The following is a 17,235-nucleotide window of genomic DNA, read 5'->3' as shown; positions in this document are numbered from 1 at the left end:
ATGCCTAACTGGTTTTTTATAGATCTAACAGTTTTTAAGGTGTGATAATGAATAGAGCGACTAAATCTGGTATTGCGCAGTTATTGCTATTGTTGACCTTGACTGTCATCGCTACGCTGATGTTGGAACACAGCCAATGGGATGTTCGTATCAGCGAGCTTTTCTATTCGGATGGGCATTGGTTATTAGAAAAAGGCGCACAGCCTTATAGATTTCTCTTTTATGATGGTCCTAAATTATTATTAATACTGTTTGGTATTTATCTACTGATGATATCCATTTGGAGATACAGGCAGCGTCCACACTCTAATGCCAATACTACGGTCATCAAACCATCGTTATTGAAACCAACAGCAGCTTTGTCCGGTCGTGAAATTGGATATTTATTGCTGGTAATCATTGTGGTGCCAACCATTATCGCCACCCTAAAAAGTGTCACACACGTCAGTTGCCCGAACCATCTATACTTGTTTAATGGCGATTTACCGTACCTCAGTATTTGGCAAAACATAGTCGCCAAAACCGACGCGAAGTGCTTTCCAGCAGCTCATGCCAGCGCGGGTTTTGCGCTATATGGGCTAGCGTATCTACCTACTCTACAGCGCTATCGTATGAGAATATTTATAATAGTCACTGCTTTAGGCTGGATAATGGGATTATATAAAATGGCATTTGGCGATCACTTTTTCAGCCATACTCTGGTATCGATGCTGCTAGCATGGTCGCTAGCTTGCGGATTGGCGATGCTCTTCTTTGCTAAGGTTGATTTGACTAAAGCTGAGAACATGAAATTTGACCCTATAATAAAGTAACGGCAGCGCTCTTAATAAATACTCCTTACCACTATTTAAAACATTAGTAATGACACCATGCCCCTATAGATGAGGTCTTTGGTCTATCGATATATCGCATCACTAATAATATAAGGACGTCCCATGCGCGTGCTACTGGTCGAAGACGATTTAATGATTGGTGAGAGCCTTACTGAAGCCTTACAAGACGAGGCTTATACCGTTGATTGGGTAAAAGATGGGCGCCAAGCAATTCTGACCTTAAAGGTTCAACCTTATGACATTATCCTATTGGATTTAGGTTTACCTGAAATCGATGGCATGGGCGTATTGACCGCTATTCGTGACACGAAGATTGATACTCCAGTATTAATCATTACCGCGCGCGATGACGTAAAAGACCGTATCGCTGGTCTTGATTCAGGGGCAGATGATTATGTGGTTAAGCCTTTTGAGCTTGGAGAAATATTTGCGCGGATGCGGGTGCTTATTCGCCGTGCACAAGGCAAATCAGACAATCAGCTTAGCGTTGGCAACCTAAACCTCGATACCGCACATAAGCGTGTCCTAATAGATAATGCGCCTGTTGACTTGACTGCCAAGGAATACATGCTGCTCACCACCTTTATGCTCGCCCCTGAAAAGGTCATGTCCAAGACTGAGCTTGAGGACTCATTATATGGCTGGGGCGATGAAGTTGAGAGCAATGCTATTGAGTTTTTGATTCATAATTTACGCAAAAAGGTCGGGCAAAATAGGATAAAAAACGTTCGCGGATTGGGTTGGTATATAAGCAATTCATAACCCTAAAATATCTTACCATTCATAGAAGTCGCCTAAGATGGCTAAATTTCAAAAGCTCATTAACTCCCTACAGTTCCAACTGATGTTTTGGTCTGTTTTGTCATTATTACTATTGGCAATCATCGCCGGTGGCTATGGATTTTGGTATAGCTATAACGAGATAAACGATTTTCAAGATGACAATCTAAAAAATACAGCGGCATTATTAGAGCAATCGCTCAATATTAATGGTTTAAATAGCACTACAATTCTTGCAGACAATAATAAAAGTGCGAGCCCCAACATTCATTTCGATACCGATGATGATGATGGTGCCATTACAGTTGATATTGTCAGGATACCCGTGCAACCCATTAATCTTGTCAAAGATTATCAGAATGACAATAAAAGTAATGGGCATGATTACTCAAAACCTATTCCAAACGAGTTATTAGCGGATATCCCATCGGGAATAAGCGATCAAGAAATTGACGGCCACACTTGGAGAACTTATAGAAGTGACGTCAGCATCAAACCCTCGAGTACCAACGAAAAATTTGCCCTTATCCTACGCCAGCAAACTGACCTACAAGATGATTTAGCCAAAGCCAGCGCTCTACAGTCGTTTTTACCACTTATTATCGGTATAGCACTGTTAATATTTTTGCTACCTTTTATCATGTGGCGAATGATGAAACCTGTACGCGAATTACATAGTGAGATAAGGGCGCGTAATGAAAACGACTTAAATCCTCTACAGATTGAGCACCTACCTTTTGAGTTATTACCTTTGGCAGGATCTTTAAATAGATTACTGGCACTGGTAAAAGTCAGTATTGAGCGTCAACAACGCTTTATAGCCGATGCGGCGCACGAGATGCGCTCACCACTCACCGCTATCTCACTACAGCTGCAACGATTACAGCGCATTGCTGAAGATGATGTCATGATAGAAGGCTTGGATAAACTGGCTATCCGCCTCAAGCGCAATCAGCGTTTGGTTGAGCAGCTACTCACTCTTGCTCGGGCCGGCAATATTCATCACGCATTGGGTTCTGATGAAACAGAATCCCAAGTAAAACTAATCGTCGAGCAAGCGATTGGATTACTTATTCCCATTGCTGATCATAAAAATATCGAGCTGATTGTTGATCTGCAGTCTAATAGCAAAGTAAATATAGATGCGACTTCATTATTAATGCTTATCAAAAACCTGATTCAAAACGCTATCGTTTATACCCCAGACAACGGCCAAGTAATCGTTAAACTGTTTGATTTTGATCAGTATAAAGAGAGCTTTAAATCATTAACTTTGAGTACCCAGTCTAATTTTGGTAAGCACGTTATACATTCTGGAAAAACAAACAAACCTGTTAATAAGATAAATGACAGACTGGTATTACAAATAATAGATTCCGGCACAGGCATTCACCCTGATGACTTTGCCAAGGTGTTTGAACCATTTGTACGGCTCAATCAGCCACCTAAAGTAATAGATGGGTTTTTAGGAGATTTTGCCGATACAGGACGCTCTGACAGGGCAGGCAAGAAGACAGCCGAAATAGAGGGTACGGGACTAGGACTATCAATCGTTAAATCTATCTGTGAGCAGGCAGGTATTGACGTTTTTATGCGTGCGGCGGCGTTAACCGATTCGGGGCAGAACAACGGTAATAAAGGACTATGTGTGACGTTGGTTTTCTAAAAAATTACAATACGTTAATGCCTTTAAGGGCATCTATCTTGACACTGTCTTAATAGCTATATTGATAACTGAGTAGTTCTACAGCATGCAACAGGCACTAAAGCTGCTTATCAAGAAAGTGAATCCACGCATGCGTACAAGCTTAATACCCGTCTATGACTTCGGACAACGATCCAATGAAGGCTGCTATATCAAAAGCACCAGAAGTCACTTTATCGTTTTGGAGCACAAAAGTTGCTGCAACGCCACTCGATAAGACAGCAGCTTTAGCATGAGTATTGTTTGCAGCTCACAATTCTACCTATCAAAGTCCTGTACGAAACAACGTACCGACTACTACGAATGACACGGCAAATAGCGTGACCAAAAGAATATTAACAGCGAAACCATTCAGATTATCGGCAGATAGCTTTGGTATTACCCAAAAACGTGCATGTATAGCGACCATTGCTGTCATCAGTAATAAAATCAGCTTCATACCAATCAATATGCTAATGTCATTATCAAAAGTAAACCAAGCGCTCATATCGGGTAGTATTCTATATGCCATCCATAATCCAGTGATGATTTGAATACCTAAAGCTGGCATACCAATTTTTTCGAACTGCTGCTCAAATTGTAATAATGCGTCTAAATTACGTGAAGATAGCACTTTAGGTAGCACCACTAATGCTAGTATTAAATGACCACCTGTCCAAATTGCTGCCCCGAGTAAGTGCAGAATTAGTAGATAGTTGAACATAAAGTATTGCTCCAGGTAATGAATTCATTATGACTGCTTAACGTATTAAGGTATTGAATTATGAAACGCACCAATCAATTACAGCCATTGTCACGTCAGCATCACCTTGGACTTAATCTGTCTCGTCATGCGAAAGAGTGCGCTGACGATCCTAAAGAAGTTGCTAAACACTGGCATAATCTCACAGCTTATATTAACGACATGCAATATCATTTCCAAATTGAAGACACCTTAATCGCTAAAGCTTTAGAACCATATCGCGCCACTCAACCTAAGGTTGCTTCGGTACTAGAAACCCTCGATGGGCAACATAAGCAATTATATCAACTGCTGGATGCAGTCGAAGCAGCACAAAAACCTAACGGTAAAGACATCACAGTCGCGCAAGTTAAAGAGCTTGGCAGCCTATTATACGACCATATTCGATTTGAAGAACGAGAGTTATATCCTACTGTAGAGAAATATCTCACGGAAGCAGAACTGAATGCTGTTTACGAGGCCAGCCCAGACAGTATTAAGCGCCCTGATGAGAATCGATAGAGGAAGTATTGTCTAAATACTGCTTAATAAAAGTGGCTTTATATAGATAATTTAGTATAGCTGCGCTTATAGCATGTGTGTTTTGAATCTTAAATTTAATATAATCAACCATAAAATGACCCCATAAGCTGCCTTTAGCTTATGGGGTTCGTTAAAAAGTCTTTATTCTATTTTAAACACTCATGGTAAAAACCAACGCTGAAAATAACGATTATCCAAAAACAATGACTTCAATCGGTCTCACCATCCCGCCAATGAAGACGCGCTACGCTGAGTTATAAAACCATCTGGCGTCTGACCATTGTCTGCTTGCCAACGTTGGAATGCTAGTCGAGTATTGGTGCCGACGATACCGTCAGCGCCCTTTGTATCATAACCCGAGCTGGTCAAGCGCTGCTGTAAATTACGGACTTGCGCTGTCGATAATGGACGCTCATAGCGCGGCCATGACTTCTGTAATCCGCTCTGCCCTGCAAGCGCTTTACCCAATAAACTAACACCTAACGCATAGCTTGATGAGTTGTTATACACCTTGATAACATCAAAGTTTGGGCTAAGCAGCAAGACTGGACCGTCTTTACCCGCTGGCAGCCACAGCTCCATTTGAGTATTACCATCCAAGGACACATCGGCTATGGTATCGACACCCATCGCCGCCCATCTAGCCGCAGGTTGCTTGGTACCGACCAGCGAATAATCAAATGATGACGGAATAGTTGCTTCATAAAACGGTGCAAGACCACGAACCCAACCTGAATTACTCAGGTAATTAGCAGTAGACGCTAAAGCATCACCCGTCGACCATGGGTTACGGTGACCATTACCATCGCCATCGACCCCGTGCTTGAGCCACGTATCAGGGATAAACTGCGTCTGCCCCATGCCACCTGCCCAAGAACCATCGAGCTGTGACCAAGAGACATCACCGCGCTGCAATAGCGTCGCTAATGACAATAGCTGAGTTTCAGCAAACTCTTGGCGGCGACCATCATAAGCAAGGCTGGCAAGCGAGCTTGGAATACTGCTATTGCCAGTTACCACACCGTATGATGACTCCATACCCCAAATTGCGGCGATGATTTCTGCATTAACCCCATACTGCGATTGTAGTTGCGATAGAAACGCTCGCTGTTCGGCAAATTTACGCTTACCCGTGCTTACACGCCCATCTGATACGGCAGAATCGACATATTCCCATGGCATCTTAGAAAACTCTGGTTGTCCTGAATCAAGCGAGATGACTTGTTGATTTAAATAAGCGGAGTCAAGCAGACGGCGAACGGTTGAAGCATCGTGGCCTGATGCAATCGCGCGCATGGAAAAATCAGACTTCCAATCAGAAAAGCTGTTATAGCTTGGTTTGGCAACGGGCTGCGGCTTGATGACGGGTACGGGCGTTGGCTTTACCTGAATGGTTTGGGTCTGGGTAATTTGCACATTACCTTGGCGTACAGGTTTACTGGGCTTTTGCATCGCCTGCTGACTGGTACAGCCAACCATGACTAAAGCGGGAAACAGAGCAAGGTATTGTTTTTTTAATAGCATAAGAGATCTCAAGTATGAATAAGTAAAGTAGCTTGCTGGGCGCAGCTTCAATAATGCCTATTAAAACAGCCAAGCCATTATAAAAGCTGCCACAGAGTTAACGTCCTTTTTAACGTCCTAGCACCGCACGTGGGTCGATAGGATTGCCATTTAAGCGTACTTGGAACTCCAAGCCGACTTGATTGGTCTGACCACTGCTACCCATATTTGCAATACGCTGACCGCGCTGTACCGCTTCACCTTCTTTGACCAGCAACGCACTATTATGCGCGTAGGCGGTGATATAGTTATCGCTATGACGAATCATAATGAGATTGCCATACTCTGGCAGTCCATTACCTGAATAAAGCACGGTTCCCGACTGGCTAGCAAGGACAGGATCGCCCATTGTGCCCGCGAACCACATACCCATGTTACCAGCGGCAGCATCAAAGTTACGGGTCACTTGATTGCGACTCGGATATTCATAACCTGAGGTGGCATTAGCCGTCACTTCATAGACGGGATTTTGTGAATAATTAGGGGTGCTGGTCACAGGCGGCGTATAAGTTGGCTGTGGCTGTGTCGGCGTAGAGGTGTTATAGCGATTGTTATTGGCAGCACGTACTGGCTCGCCTTGCCATAATTTGAGCCATTGACCGCTATAAATAGTATATTTGCTATCTAAACCATTTAACGCCCCGATTTGGCGATAGTTTAAGCCATAGCGCGCCGCAATTTGGCTAACCGTATCACCACGCTGTACGCGATGATAATTGGGAACACCTTGCCCGTTGGTGATAATTTTAGGTCCTGCTTGGTTGGCTGCTTGATAAGTGGGCTTGGTGGCACAGCCGACCATCGTCAATGTTGCGACTGTTAACGTACCCATCAATGCCACTGTTGCCAAGCGTGATCCAGCTATAAGCTTCTTCATACAAGATTTCCTATTCTTTATGTTACTCACAAACTCCTTGTGTTACTCACAAGCATTTTGCTAACGGTTATAACGTTTAATGTCTCAGATACCATTATCAATTATTGATAACTAATGGTTTTTTTAATGTCTGGCTATCTATAGTGCCACGCATCATCGATATAAGCATTCATAAAATAAGTTCTGATAAATATAACCACTGATAAACTAGTCAATTTACAGCACTAACGCCGAGAGCGTATCGAGGGTGGAGGCTGGTGTATGATGCAGGCGCACAGGCGATAGACTAATATAGCCTGCTGTGACCGCTTGCTCATCCGTCATCTCTGATGCTTGAGCGTCTTCGTTTTCTGTTGATGATTCACGTTGGCGTTTGCGTAGCGATAGCCAGTAGGCATCGCGCCCGCGTGGATCGACCACATGATGCACAGGACGTGCAATCTGACTGTGACTTAAAGTCGTTATTTTTCGACCTTGAATCGCATCGGCACGTTCCACATCAGGAATATTAACGTTTAATACATGATAGGGCAAATTTTTGCAAGCATCTAATATTGGTGTTTCCGTCAATAATTTGACAATCTCATGTGCGGCCATTTGATAATCACTGGCTTGCTCTTGCCCCGCGCCTTTGATACCGCCGCCCACTAAAGAAGTGGCGATAGCTGGTAATCCAAAAAGCTGCGCGGTCAATGCCGCGCCAAAAGTGCCAGAAAACAAAACATCCTGACCAAGATTGGCGCCTGAATTAATGCCCGTAATTACACAGTCAAAACGGGTATGACGATAGAGCTCATGTAACGCCAAATACACACAATCCGCAGGCGAACCATTCACAGCAATGAAGCCTGAAGCCAGTTCATGGGTATATAGCGGCGTTGAAATACTCAAAGCACTCGCGCAGCCGCTTTGCTCGTTGCTTGGCGCCACCACTACCACCTCTGCGATAGTGGACAATGCCTGATAAAGTGCTAACAAACCTGGAGCATGCACCCCATCATCATTACTAATTAAAAATTTCATTTCTGCTCAATTTTACTCAATACAGTTATTAATGACCGTCTGTCCACTTCTCTACTTTCTGATCATAAAATTGCTATAATCAATTCTATCGAGACTGAGGCAGCGGCTATACGCATAATATTTTGGGCGATTATACCCTAATAGTGCCACGAGACGAACCCAGACTTTGCTTAGAACTTGCCTGCTATTCGATTTTACGAGCGACTTTTTATCATCGATAACAACCATTTTCTAGCATAAAAACATGGTGATAGGATTACAGTAGGCAACAAGGGACAACATTATCAGCTTATATTTTTATGTTGAGGTAACTTAGTGCTCCATACTACTGATATGTTGCTGTAAACGCGGACTAGCTCACAATATATCTACACATAAATCAATATTTTATGTGACTTTTATTTTTTTACCCATTAACATAGCACCATTAAATAAAGATAAGCGAGTGTAATACTGAATGAACAATCAATCGATATTATCTATAGCTTCTGTGATAGCGAAGACCGCTTCGAAAGTTGGTCTAGCAGGACTGATAACGTCTGTTGCTATGCTGTCTCAAGCGACCAATGCCGCGTCTAATTCGGCGACGACTATTCCTGTAGATTTATCCGGTGTCAATATCACTAAGCATGAGATTGCGGTGATGCAAGTACTGTCAGAGATTTGCCCACCCATGTTAACTGGCAAACAAAAACAGCGTTTTTATAAATCTTATAACGTGCAGCTGCATGAGTTGATGCCGTCGTTAGAAGATCCAAAAGCGGCTATTCAATATTTATCTACTCAGCAGGACTACCGCCAGATACTACAAGGTATCCGCAGTTGGACAATGGGTTTCTCTAGACAAGACAACAAAGCCTTATGTGAAGATTTGGCCAATGCTGAGTACTCTTAGAAAACCCTCATAAAGAGCATTTTTAAAAAACACTCTTAGAAAGTATGGAGCGAAGAGAGAAATCAATATCTAGCTTATGTGAATAACAATAGCCAGCTATAAACAACCATAATAAAACTACTGCTCATATCACATTTAAGTTGCTGATTTTTCACTATATCAATTTTAGTCCATTAAGAAACAACCCTATAAGTTTATTTATTAACCTTATAGAAACTATTAGGCTTGCTGTCATCTGGTCTGCGCATCGCAGCTGATGCAGCAGGCTTTTTTGTGGCAGTTAGAAAAGTATTCATGCATCGAAATATATATTATAACTAAGGCTTTGTATGCCTATATTGGTGTCCATTCTATAGCTATGGTTTGTCACAACGATGCACGGTTTTTGGTGGCGTCCTATTTTATTGTATTTATCGATTCCCCATCGGTCGGCATTTTGCTAAGATAAGGCGTTAATTTTATGTCCGTCGCCCAGTCGTTAAGACTCTCAGCAAAAATCTGTTATAAATCTTGAGCTTAAAGCATGCTACGACAGATTAACCATGAGATTCTACACGAGATATAAGCGATAGATACATTTGGTTTTATGATGCGGTGTAACAATCTATGACAGTAAAGCGTGTAAAAAAACAGCTGGTACAGCTGGTAGTTGGTGTCAGTGTTTCTATGGGTGCAATGATGATGGCGAGCGCAGCCATACAGCCCCCTGAAATGGAAAATACGGCTTATGTATTAATGGACTATAACACTGGTGAAATATTGGCACAAAAAAATGCCAATCAAGCACTACCACCAGCGTCCTTAACCAAAATGATGACCAGTTATATCATCGAGCAGCGCTTAGCATCAGGTGACCTCAAAGAAGACGAACAAGTTTTGATGAGCCCAAATGCTTGGTGCCGCGGTAGTAGTAGTCAGTCTTGTATGTATGTGCCGGTCAATAAAACTGCCAGCGTCATCGATATGCTACGCGGTATCATCATCCAATCAGGCAACGATGCCTCAAAAGCGATGGCTGAACATATTGCTGGTAGCGAAGCCTCGTTTGCTATCTTGATGAATGAGCAGGCAGAAAAGCTTGGGATGAAAAACACCCATTTCGTCAACGCGACAGGTATGCCAGACGAAGGGCACCAAGCATCTGCATTAGATTTGGCCATACTGTCACGTGCTATTATCAAAAACAGTGGCGACTACTACGGTCTTTATTCGGAAAAAGAGTTCACTTATAACGGTATTACCCAAGGTAACCGTAACGCCCTACTCGCGACTGATCCTACGGTTGATGGTCTAAAAACAGGTCATACCGATGCAGCAGGTTATTGCTTAGCCGCCTCTAGCAACCGTGACGGTATGCGCCTAATCTCTGTCATTATGGGTACAGACAGTCAGCAAGCCCGTGCCGATCAATCTCGTGAGCTACTAAACTGGGGTTTCGGTCATTTCACCACCGTAACCAAAGCACCTGCTGGACAGTTCGTCAGTAAAGTACCCGTATGGTTTGGCGAGACAAAGGAAGTAGAGCTTGCGACTGGAGACAGTTTGCAAATCCTGACCGATAAAACGCAAAAAAATAAAATCACCACTGTGGTTGATATTCCTGAAAGCTTAGAAGCGCCTATCAAAAAAGGTCAAGAAATTGGCAAAATGATGGCAGTTATTGATGGTAAAGCAGTTGCGTCAGTGCCTATCGTCGCCACTAACGATATTGAGCAGTCAGGCTTTATGAGCCGTATTTGGCAACGTTTTACGCGTTGGGCACAAAACTTGTTTTAAGCACGTTATTTAATAACCTGCATGAAGACCTGTTTGTAATAAAATAGCTTTTAACAGTGATTTTATTATTAAAAAAAGACGCCTTTTTATGGGCGTCTTTCTTATTTTTGTATGCTTCTTATCACTCTGTTCGTACTTACCACCATCATTAAGACCAAGCGAGCCAGCTTTTTAATAAACTACTGAGCGCTTTATCTTCATAGGTCGCCACCTGACAGTAATCAACCCCAGCTGCTTTTAATCCATGCTCAAAACTGTCTAAATGTCGGGCGCGCTGCTGTGGATACCAAAAAACCAATAAGGCCCGATAGTCGGTCTCAGAGGCACGAATACGCTTGGCCAATAATTCCGCTTTGCTTGGCAATACGTCTTCAGCAAACATGACCATATCGACCTTTCTATGTTCCATTTCGTCAATAACAAGCTGTTCATGTTGATAGCAGATAACGCGTGCGCCTAAACGTTGTAATTCATCCACCAAAGCGCCGCTATTTTCATAGTAGTAATATACGATGACCAGATCAGTTAGCAGCTGTTGCTGGCGCGATTGAGACTGATTGGGTATCGGAATGGTAACAATAAACTCAGTCCCTACGCCAAGCGTGCTGTCGACATCGATACTGGCACCCATCAATTGCGTCATTTGCTTAACGACGGGCAAACCAATACCCGTCCCTTCATACTGGCGAGTTTGCGATGAATCTACCTGAAAAAACGGATTGAAAATATCGTCTATAAAACTACTGTCAATACCGATACCCGTATCTTTGACTCGAATCTGCCAGCGATTGCTATTATCAAAATGAGTCAATTGCGAGGTAATACTTACTTGCCCTACTGGGGTAAACTTAATCGCATTACTCAGCAGTATCGATAATATTTGCTGGATTTTTCCGGTATCGCCTTCAAGGCTATAGTCGATATGATGGATATGGCTAATTAACGCCAAGCCTTTTTGCCTGGCAATAGGCTCAAAATCTGCTAACAGGTCAGCGATTAATTGCAGCGGATTAAACTCACTTATTTGTAGACTGATTTGACCTTTTTGTATCTGATTGAGCTGAATAATTTGATCCAATGCTAAAACCAGTTTGTCACTGCCATTATGAATAATATCGACCGCGTCCTTTTGCTCATCATTGAGATGTTCATCATCTAGTAGCTGTAAACCGCCAACAATGGCGTTCAGCGAGGTCTTTAGCTCATGAGTAATCATACTTTGAAAATTATGCAGCTGTACATCCAAAGACAAATCTTTTTGATGCAATTGCTGCTCAAAAGCCGCAAGGGCTTCATAGTCTTGTTTCGATTCTTGCAGGCGATTAAACAAGGTGGTGAATGCCTGCTTAATCTTTACCAATTCTTGAAACTTAAAGCGCTGCGGTATCACGGGCAATTGCTCAAGCTCAGGGTTTTTAATGACAATGTCACAAACTTCAGTGAGCTCGGCAATATCTTTCGACGGCCAATTCAATTTGCGTAAAATAAACAATGCCCAAATAATCGCTAATGCCGTCGTCATCACCCATAACCACAGATTATTGCGCAACCAATTTGAGCGTAGTGTCGCCACATCTAAGGTAATATTGATATAGCCGACCAAGGCATTATCCGTATTTACATCACTGACCGATTTTGATTTAAGCCCATTATTTGGCAAGCTCATAGGGGCTTGCGGTTTGGAATCTAATTGAGGCGTGTTCTGAGAGGTTTTCGGCGCGGCGACCCTTGTTGGTGTGCTGTTTAGGGTATCGTTACCCATAAATAGCGTGCTATGACCATCAACATCATCACCGATAACTGGATAGTTAAAGCTGACCGTATTAGCAAATAAGGCATTTTTCCAATCATCTTTGGATTGATCGCTATCGGCAATAGGTTGCGAAGTAGTATAAAATAGAATACCTTCAATACTTTGCTCATGCTCTAATAAAAAGCGTACTTGCTCAGCGACCACCTTATCACCATCTGCACTTGCCGCACTAACCGTCAGCAAGTTCGCCAATTGCTGAGTATGCTGACGCTCTTCTTTATAATGCTGCACCAAGCCATAAACAAAAGACAATAGAAAACCTGCCAGTACAGCCAAAACCATGGTCTGTACGATAGATTGCCAAATAAGCATAGGAAGTGTTTGGGGTGGGCGGTTGTTCATATCACTCAACTGAGTCAAGACAACGTTTGATTATAATATAGGTATTTTATAGAGGTGATAAATAAAAACTGATATTTTAATGCAACTTAATAGTGTATTAAATTACAAAATGTCATGACGACTGCTATAGCCATCATGACAACGCACATTACAGATCCGTATAAAAGATAGAATAAAATGGCCTTTATTTGCTACAACAATACAAAGACAATCTTATCTTGCTAAATTAGCGTTTTTTATCTTTGTTAGTGAATCTCGGCTTATCTTTGGTGGTAAATTTCTGTGCACGATTGCGCTCACGTTGGCGTAGCTGCTGCGCTTTTGCTTTGGTGGGCGTGTCGCTTTTATTGGCGTATGGATTATCATTTTGTTTAAAGATAACATTCAGCGGCGTGCCTTCAAGCTTAAACACTTGACGGAATTGGTTTTCAAGATAGCGCTGATAGCTCTTCGGTAGCGAAGACGTTTGGTTGCCATGAATCACAATCACTGGCGGATTATGACCACCAATATGCGCAAAACGTAGCTTAATACGGCGACCAGCGACCGTTGGTGGTGGATTGGCAGTAACAGCGTCTTGTAAAATCTGCGTCAAACGGTTGGTTGATACCTCAAACATTGACGATTGATAGGCACGCAAGATAGAAGGGTATAAGTTACCCACGCCAGTACCGTGTAGCGCTGAGATTAGATGCACTTTTACGTAAGGGATAAAGTTAAAACGGCGATCCATCTCAATTTTGATATAGTCTCTTTGATCTTGCGTCAGACCATCCCATTTATTAATCGCGACTACCAATGCACGACCCGCATCAAGCGCATAGCCAATCATATGCAAATCTTGGTCGACGATACCTTCATGCGCATCAATAACAATAACTGTTACGTTAGAGTCTTCAATCGCCTGCAAGGTTTTAATAACTGAGAATTTCTCTACCTTTTCATCGATTCTGCCACGGCGACGGACACCCGCAGTGTCAATCAAGACGTAGTCTTTGCCTTCGCGTGTATAAGGAATATAGATACTGTCACGCGTGGTACCCGGCATATCGAACACCACGACGCGCTCTTCACCTAATAGACGGTTAACCAGCGTTGATTTACCAACGTTTGGACGACCGATAATCGCCAGTTTTAACCCTCTTGGCTCGACGACATTTTCTTGCGTTGGCATGTCAGCGGTCAGAACTTCTAGCAAGTTACCAACACCGCGCCCATGGCTGGCTGCCATCGGATACGGCTCACCCAATCCTAATGCATAAAATTCTGCAGGAGCCGCATCGTGCGCGCCATCAACTTTATTGGCGACGACATAAACAGGCTTGCCAAGGGTATGTAAGAACTTGCCAATCTCAGCATCGGCACCAATCATGCCAGCACGCGCGTCGACCACAAAGACGATAATATCAGCCTCATGAATGGCAGTATGTGACTGCTCAGACATATAGTCATCAATGTTGCCGCTGCCATCATCCGCTTCACCAATACCACCCGTGTCTACCACGATGAAAGATTTGTCTTCATAGGTTGCATCACCGTACTGACGGTCACGAGTCAGCCCTGACAAATCAGCAACCAATGCCTGCCGACTTTTAGTGAACTGGTTAAATAAGGTAGATTTACCGACGTTTGGACGACCAATTAAGGCGACCACAGGCTTGATACTCATGGGTTACTCTCAGTGAAGGGCACAATGGTGGACAGCATGCTTACTCTTATCATAAAGATAAATAGCTATACTTGACCACAAATTTAAATAAAATAATAAAAACGCTAGCGAAAAATAATAGGCTATTTTACGATAACTACATGCAATATACGTTGGCTATATTACCTATAACGTCAACGTCCATATTTAAGCAATAACAACGCCTATACATGATACCTATCATGCATCGGTCGCATAGAGTACGCGAAAGCCGATGCTTAAACAAGCAATTTACACAAGGCACTAAACGCTGACAAAGCAGCGTTTTTCCTTAGACTTATCATCCGTTACGAGACTTTATTAATAAAACGGAAACACTCTTTATTAATAAAGTCGTTACTCAGAAGTATTTAGCCTGCTAATTGCCAAATAGCGACTTGTCCTGAGGTGCTTTGGGTCAGTAAGCGGCTACCTTGTACTTGCAAGCTACTTAATGCGCCTTTGGTCTGTACGCGGCTGACGATTTTGCCACTGGCAGGGTCAAACAAATGTACCACGCCATCAAAATCACCAACGGCAATATAATTGCCAATCATGACAGGATTGGTTAAATGACGATAAGCCAACTCATCGCTTTCCCACAGAACCTGACCATTGGTGCGATTATAAGCAACCACTTTACCGTCTAAACTGGTGGCGATGACTTGCTGATTATTTACCGCCAATGATTTTAAGCTCGCGAGCTCATTAACGAACATGACTTGACTAGAGGCCAAATCAATACCTAGTAATTGACCACTATAGCTGATGGCAAACAACTGGTTTTTATCGACGACAGGCATACCGTCGACATCACTCATACGCTCAACTTCACTACTGCCCGCACCTATGCCAACGCGACGTGACCACTGCGGCAAGCCATTATCGATGGTGATGGCATGCAAACGGCCATCAGCAGTGGCCAATAATGCCGTTTTAGCATCTAGCAAGGTCGGTGCTGCACTACCACGGATGCTGATGGCAGGTACTTGCGTGGCAAATTGCCAAACCGATTGTCCATTCTGTAGCGATAACCCATGTAAGAAACCATCGTTGGCAGATAAAACCACACGGTTATTGCTGATTAAAGCAGGCGTTAGTACCGAACCAGTAAGCTGTGTCTGCCAGCGTTTAGCACCAGTGGCACTATCAAATGCCATTACTTGACCGCTGCGGGTACTGATAATAGCGGTTTGGCTCAAGGCATCTAAGGCAACGCCACCTGTGATTTGATCACCCACATTGACTGACCATAGGCGTTGACCAGTACTACCAAAGCCTATCAAATCCCCACCGCGTGACGCTGTGACGATTTGCGAGTTGGCATAGCCCACTTGTAAATCAAGCGGATCTTTACTACTGGCTTTTTTGCTACCAACATCGGTACTAAAAACAGGCTGTAGCACACTAATCGGCTGCGCAATTTGTACCAATTTTACAGGGTCATTGACAACTGGTTTGATACCTCGATTACACCCAACAACTGCGGTTGCCATCACTGCGATTACGGCTACATGCATCGCCGTCGTTTTGATGGTCTTAGCGTTTATAGTTTTGTTAGAGCGAATAGCTTGAGTCATTATGGGTTCTCACTACCAATAAATTAATCATTAATAAATTAGCTATCAGCAAGTAAGCGGTGAACAATAATAATAAGCACATGAATAAGCACTTATTATTAATACTACCCTTCTGACTTACTGCGCTACTTAGTTTTTCAAAACGGTTTGTAAAACGGTTTGAGGCATTGCAATCTTTGTTAAAACACTTATTAAAACGTTAGCGCTCATATTCAGCACCAGTGATTGTTATTCAAAATCTTTTTTAATACCTATTTTCGACATCTACTATTCAACAGTGGCTACCGTATTTTCGGCTTCAACCGCTAAAGGCGGTACAGGTGCAGCAGGTTCTTGAATAAGACTGGCTTGCGCTGCAATAGGCTCAGGCACGATACCCAAACTTTCCATCTTCAATGCCAATACTGCACGTGTTTCTTGACGGTCACGTAACAATTCCCAAGCATTATTGTAAGATTTAACCGCCGAGTCTTTATTATCTTGTGCCAGATAAATATCACCCAATAACTCTTGCTGACTTGCTTCAAATGAGCTTGGCATATCATTGTTGGCTTCTGTCAAAGCAGCATCGGCATCACCAGCTGCTAATAGCGTCTTCGCATAGCGTAGACGGGTAATCGCTTGTAGACCTGCATCACCCAAATCGATTGCCAAAGCTTTTTTGAAGGTCTCGCCGGCACCTTTGAAGTCATCACTATCAACTTGCTGACGCGCTTTAATCATCAGCGCTTGCCAAGCATAAACAGAGTTGCCATGAGTGCTCACTAAAGCATCGATATCTTTATCTAGCTGTTTACGGCTCTCTGCCAGTGACGCTTTTGCCTCTGCTTCTAAATCTGGATTCTGCGACGCTAGGCTGACTTCCTCATTTAAACGCTGAATATCGGCATAGTGGTCGGCTGCAACCGTATCTACGCGCGCATGATTTTTTTGCCAATACGTCCAACCAAAATAGGCTGCCAACGCCAATAAAATTGCAGTGACAATATAGCTGCCATATTGCTTTAACGCTTGCATTGAATTGTCTGTATTTGGCGAATTGGGTGTCAGAGCCATATATTTTTACCTGATAAAAGTGTTATTAATTTGCTAAAGCT

The 17,235-nt window shown here is 43.0% G+C and carries 14 protein-coding genes; 6 read left to right on the top strand and 8 right to left on the bottom strand.

All coding sequences use genetic code 11. The features are described 5' to 3' along the window. Nucleotides 1-47 precede the first annotated feature (47 nt). The 3 genes from FQ084_RS05725 (at nt 48) to FQ084_RS05715 (ending at nt 3,279) form a co-directional block, all read left to right on the top strand. Nucleotides 48-812, top strand: coding sequence for a PAP2 family lipid A phosphatase (locus tag FQ084_RS05725; RefSeq protein WP_149489691.1), 765 nt, complete (start codon nt 48-50; stop codon nt 810-812). Nucleotides 813-935: 123 nt separating this feature from the next. Beyond that, entirely contained in the window at nt 936-1,595 is a 660-nt protein-coding gene (locus FQ084_RS05720) for a response regulator (RefSeq protein WP_149489690.1), read from the top strand. 37 nt (nt 1,596-1,632) lie between these two features. Further along, a complete protein-coding gene (locus FQ084_RS05715) occupies nt 1,633-3,279 on the top strand; it encodes a sensor histidine kinase (protein ID WP_149489689.1) in 1,647 nt (548 codons plus the stop codon). A 304-nt stretch (nt 3,280-3,583) separates the two neighbouring features. Here FQ084_RS05715 and FQ084_RS05710 read toward each other — a convergent pair whose 3' ends face one another. Further along, entirely contained in the window at nt 3,584-4,021 is a 438-nt protein-coding gene (locus tag FQ084_RS05710) for a CopD family protein (RefSeq protein WP_149489688.1), read from the bottom strand. A gap of 60 nt (nt 4,022-4,081) precedes the next feature. Here FQ084_RS05710 and FQ084_RS05705 point away from each other — a divergent pair, with 60 nt between their 5' ends. Further along, nucleotides 4,082-4,561 (top strand): hemerythrin domain-containing protein, encoded by a 480-nt coding sequence (locus FQ084_RS05705; RefSeq protein ID WP_149489687.1) that lies wholly within the window; start codon nt 4,082-4,084, stop codon nt 4,559-4,561. Nucleotides 4,562-4,801: 240 nt separating this feature from the next. Here FQ084_RS05705 and FQ084_RS05700 read toward each other — a convergent pair whose 3' ends face one another. The 3 genes from FQ084_RS05700 to surE all read right to left on the bottom strand — a co-directional run bounded on the left by FQ084_RS05700 (nt 4,802) and on the right by surE (nt 8,045). Then, on the bottom strand, nt 4,802-6,106 hold the full coding sequence (locus FQ084_RS05700) for a lytic murein transglycosylase (protein WP_149489686.1): 1,305 nt from the start codon (nt 6,104-6,106) through the stop codon (nt 4,802-4,804). Nucleotides 6,107-6,215: 109 nt separating this feature from the next. Continuing rightward, on the bottom strand, nt 6,216-7,022 hold the full coding sequence (locus tag FQ084_RS05695; protein WP_149489685.1) for a peptidoglycan DD-metalloendopeptidase family protein: 807 nt from the start codon (nt 7,020-7,022) through the stop codon (nt 6,216-6,218). Between the two features lie 216 nt (nt 7,023-7,238). Beyond that, nucleotides 7,239-8,045 carry a 5'/3'-nucleotidase SurE gene (surE, locus tag FQ084_RS05690; protein WP_149489684.1) on the bottom strand — a complete coding sequence of 269 codons (807 nt, stop codon included), beginning with the start codon at nt 8,043-8,045 and terminating at the stop codon, nt 7,239-7,241. A gap of 457 nt (nt 8,046-8,502) precedes the next feature. Here surE and FQ084_RS05685 point away from each other — a divergent pair, with 457 nt between their 5' ends. After that, the gene (locus tag FQ084_RS05685; protein WP_149489683.1) at nt 8,503-8,940 is read left to right on the top strand and encodes an MCR_0457 family protein; all 438 of its coding nucleotides are present in this window, start codon (nt 8,503-8,505) and stop codon (nt 8,938-8,940) included. Between the two features lie 606 nt (nt 8,941-9,546). Beyond that, a complete protein-coding gene (locus FQ084_RS05680; protein WP_149489682.1) occupies nt 9,547-10,716 on the top strand; it encodes a D-alanyl-D-alanine carboxypeptidase family protein in 1,170 nt (389 codons plus the stop codon). 148 nt (nt 10,717-10,864) lie between these two features. Here the strand turns inward: FQ084_RS05680 and FQ084_RS05675 are convergent, their stop codons facing one another. The 4 genes from FQ084_RS05675 to FQ084_RS05660 all read right to left on the bottom strand — a co-directional run bounded on the left by FQ084_RS05675 (nt 10,865) and on the right by FQ084_RS05660 (nt 17,194). Next, complete coding sequence (locus FQ084_RS05675; RefSeq protein WP_149489681.1) at nt 10,865-12,871, bottom strand: sensor histidine kinase; 2,007 nt, start codon at nt 12,869-12,871, stop codon at nt 10,865-10,867. Between the two features lie 226 nt (nt 12,872-13,097). Further along, on the bottom strand, nt 13,098-14,540 hold the full coding sequence (gene der, locus FQ084_RS05670; protein WP_149489680.1) for a ribosome biogenesis GTPase Der: 1,443 nt from the start codon (nt 14,538-14,540) through the stop codon (nt 13,098-13,100). A gap of 389 nt (nt 14,541-14,929) precedes the next feature. After that, on the bottom strand, nt 14,930-16,138 hold the full coding sequence (gene bamB / locus FQ084_RS05665; RefSeq protein ID WP_149489679.1) for an outer membrane protein assembly factor BamB: 1,209 nt from the start codon (nt 16,136-16,138) through the stop codon (nt 14,930-14,932). A 267-nt stretch (nt 16,139-16,405) separates the two neighbouring features. Continuing rightward, on the bottom strand, nt 16,406-17,194 hold the full coding sequence (locus tag FQ084_RS05660; protein WP_149489678.1) for a YfgM family protein: 789 nt from the start codon (nt 17,192-17,194) through the stop codon (nt 16,406-16,408). Between the last annotated feature and the right edge of the window lie 41 nt (nt 17,195-17,235).

Origin of the sequence: Psychrobacter sp. ANT_WB68, assembly GCF_008369115.1 — a bacterium.
GTDB lineage: Bacteria > Pseudomonadota > Gammaproteobacteria > Pseudomonadales > Moraxellaceae > Psychrobacter.
Note: the sequence above shows the minus strand (reverse complement) of the source record. Positions and strands in the feature narration are given on the sequence as shown.

Bases quoted from the DNA above. Each gene is read 5' to 3' on its own strand.
- FQ084_RS05720 (WP_149489690.1), top strand. From the start codon at position 936: ATGCGCGTGCTACTGGTCGAAGACGATTTAATGATTGGTGAGAGCCTT.
- FQ084_RS05675 (WP_149489681.1), bottom strand. From the start codon at position 12,871: ATGAACAACCGCCCACCCCAAACACTTCCTATGCTTATTTGGCAATCT.
- FQ084_RS05660 (WP_149489678.1), bottom strand. From the start codon at position 17,194: ATGGCTCTGACACCCAATTCGCCAAATACAGACAATTCAATGCAAGCG.
- FQ084_RS05700 (WP_149489686.1), bottom strand. From the start codon at position 6,106: ATGCTATTAAAAAAACAATACCTTGCTCTGTTTCCCGCTTTAGTCATG.
- FQ084_RS05705 (WP_149489687.1), top strand. From the start codon at position 4,082: ATGAAACGCACCAATCAATTACAGCCATTGTCACGTCAGCATCACCTT.
- FQ084_RS05725 (WP_149489691.1), top strand. From the start codon at position 48: ATGAATAGAGCGACTAAATCTGGTATTGCGCAGTTATTGCTATTGTTG.
- FQ084_RS05715 (WP_149489689.1), top strand. From the start codon at position 1,633: ATGGCTAAATTTCAAAAGCTCATTAACTCCCTACAGTTCCAACTGATG.
- surE (WP_149489684.1), bottom strand. From the start codon at position 8,045: ATGAAATTTTTAATTAGTAATGATGATGGGGTGCATGCTCCAGGTTTG.
- FQ084_RS05710 (WP_149489688.1), bottom strand. From the start codon at position 4,021: ATGTTCAACTATCTACTAATTCTGCACTTACTCGGGGCAGCAATTTGG.
- der (WP_149489680.1), bottom strand. From the start codon at position 14,540: ATGAGTATCAAGCCTGTGGTCGCCTTAATTGGTCGTCCAAACGTCGGT.
- FQ084_RS05685 (WP_149489683.1), top strand. From the start codon at position 8,503: ATGAACAATCAATCGATATTATCTATAGCTTCTGTGATAGCGAAGACC.
- FQ084_RS05695 (WP_149489685.1), bottom strand. From the start codon at position 7,022: ATGAAGAAGCTTATAGCTGGATCACGCTTGGCAACAGTGGCATTGATG.
- FQ084_RS05680 (WP_149489682.1), top strand. From the start codon at position 9,547: ATGACAGTAAAGCGTGTAAAAAAACAGCTGGTACAGCTGGTAGTTGGT.
- bamB (WP_149489679.1), bottom strand. From the start codon at position 16,138: ATGACTCAAGCTATTCGCTCTAACAAAACTATAAACGCTAAGACCATC.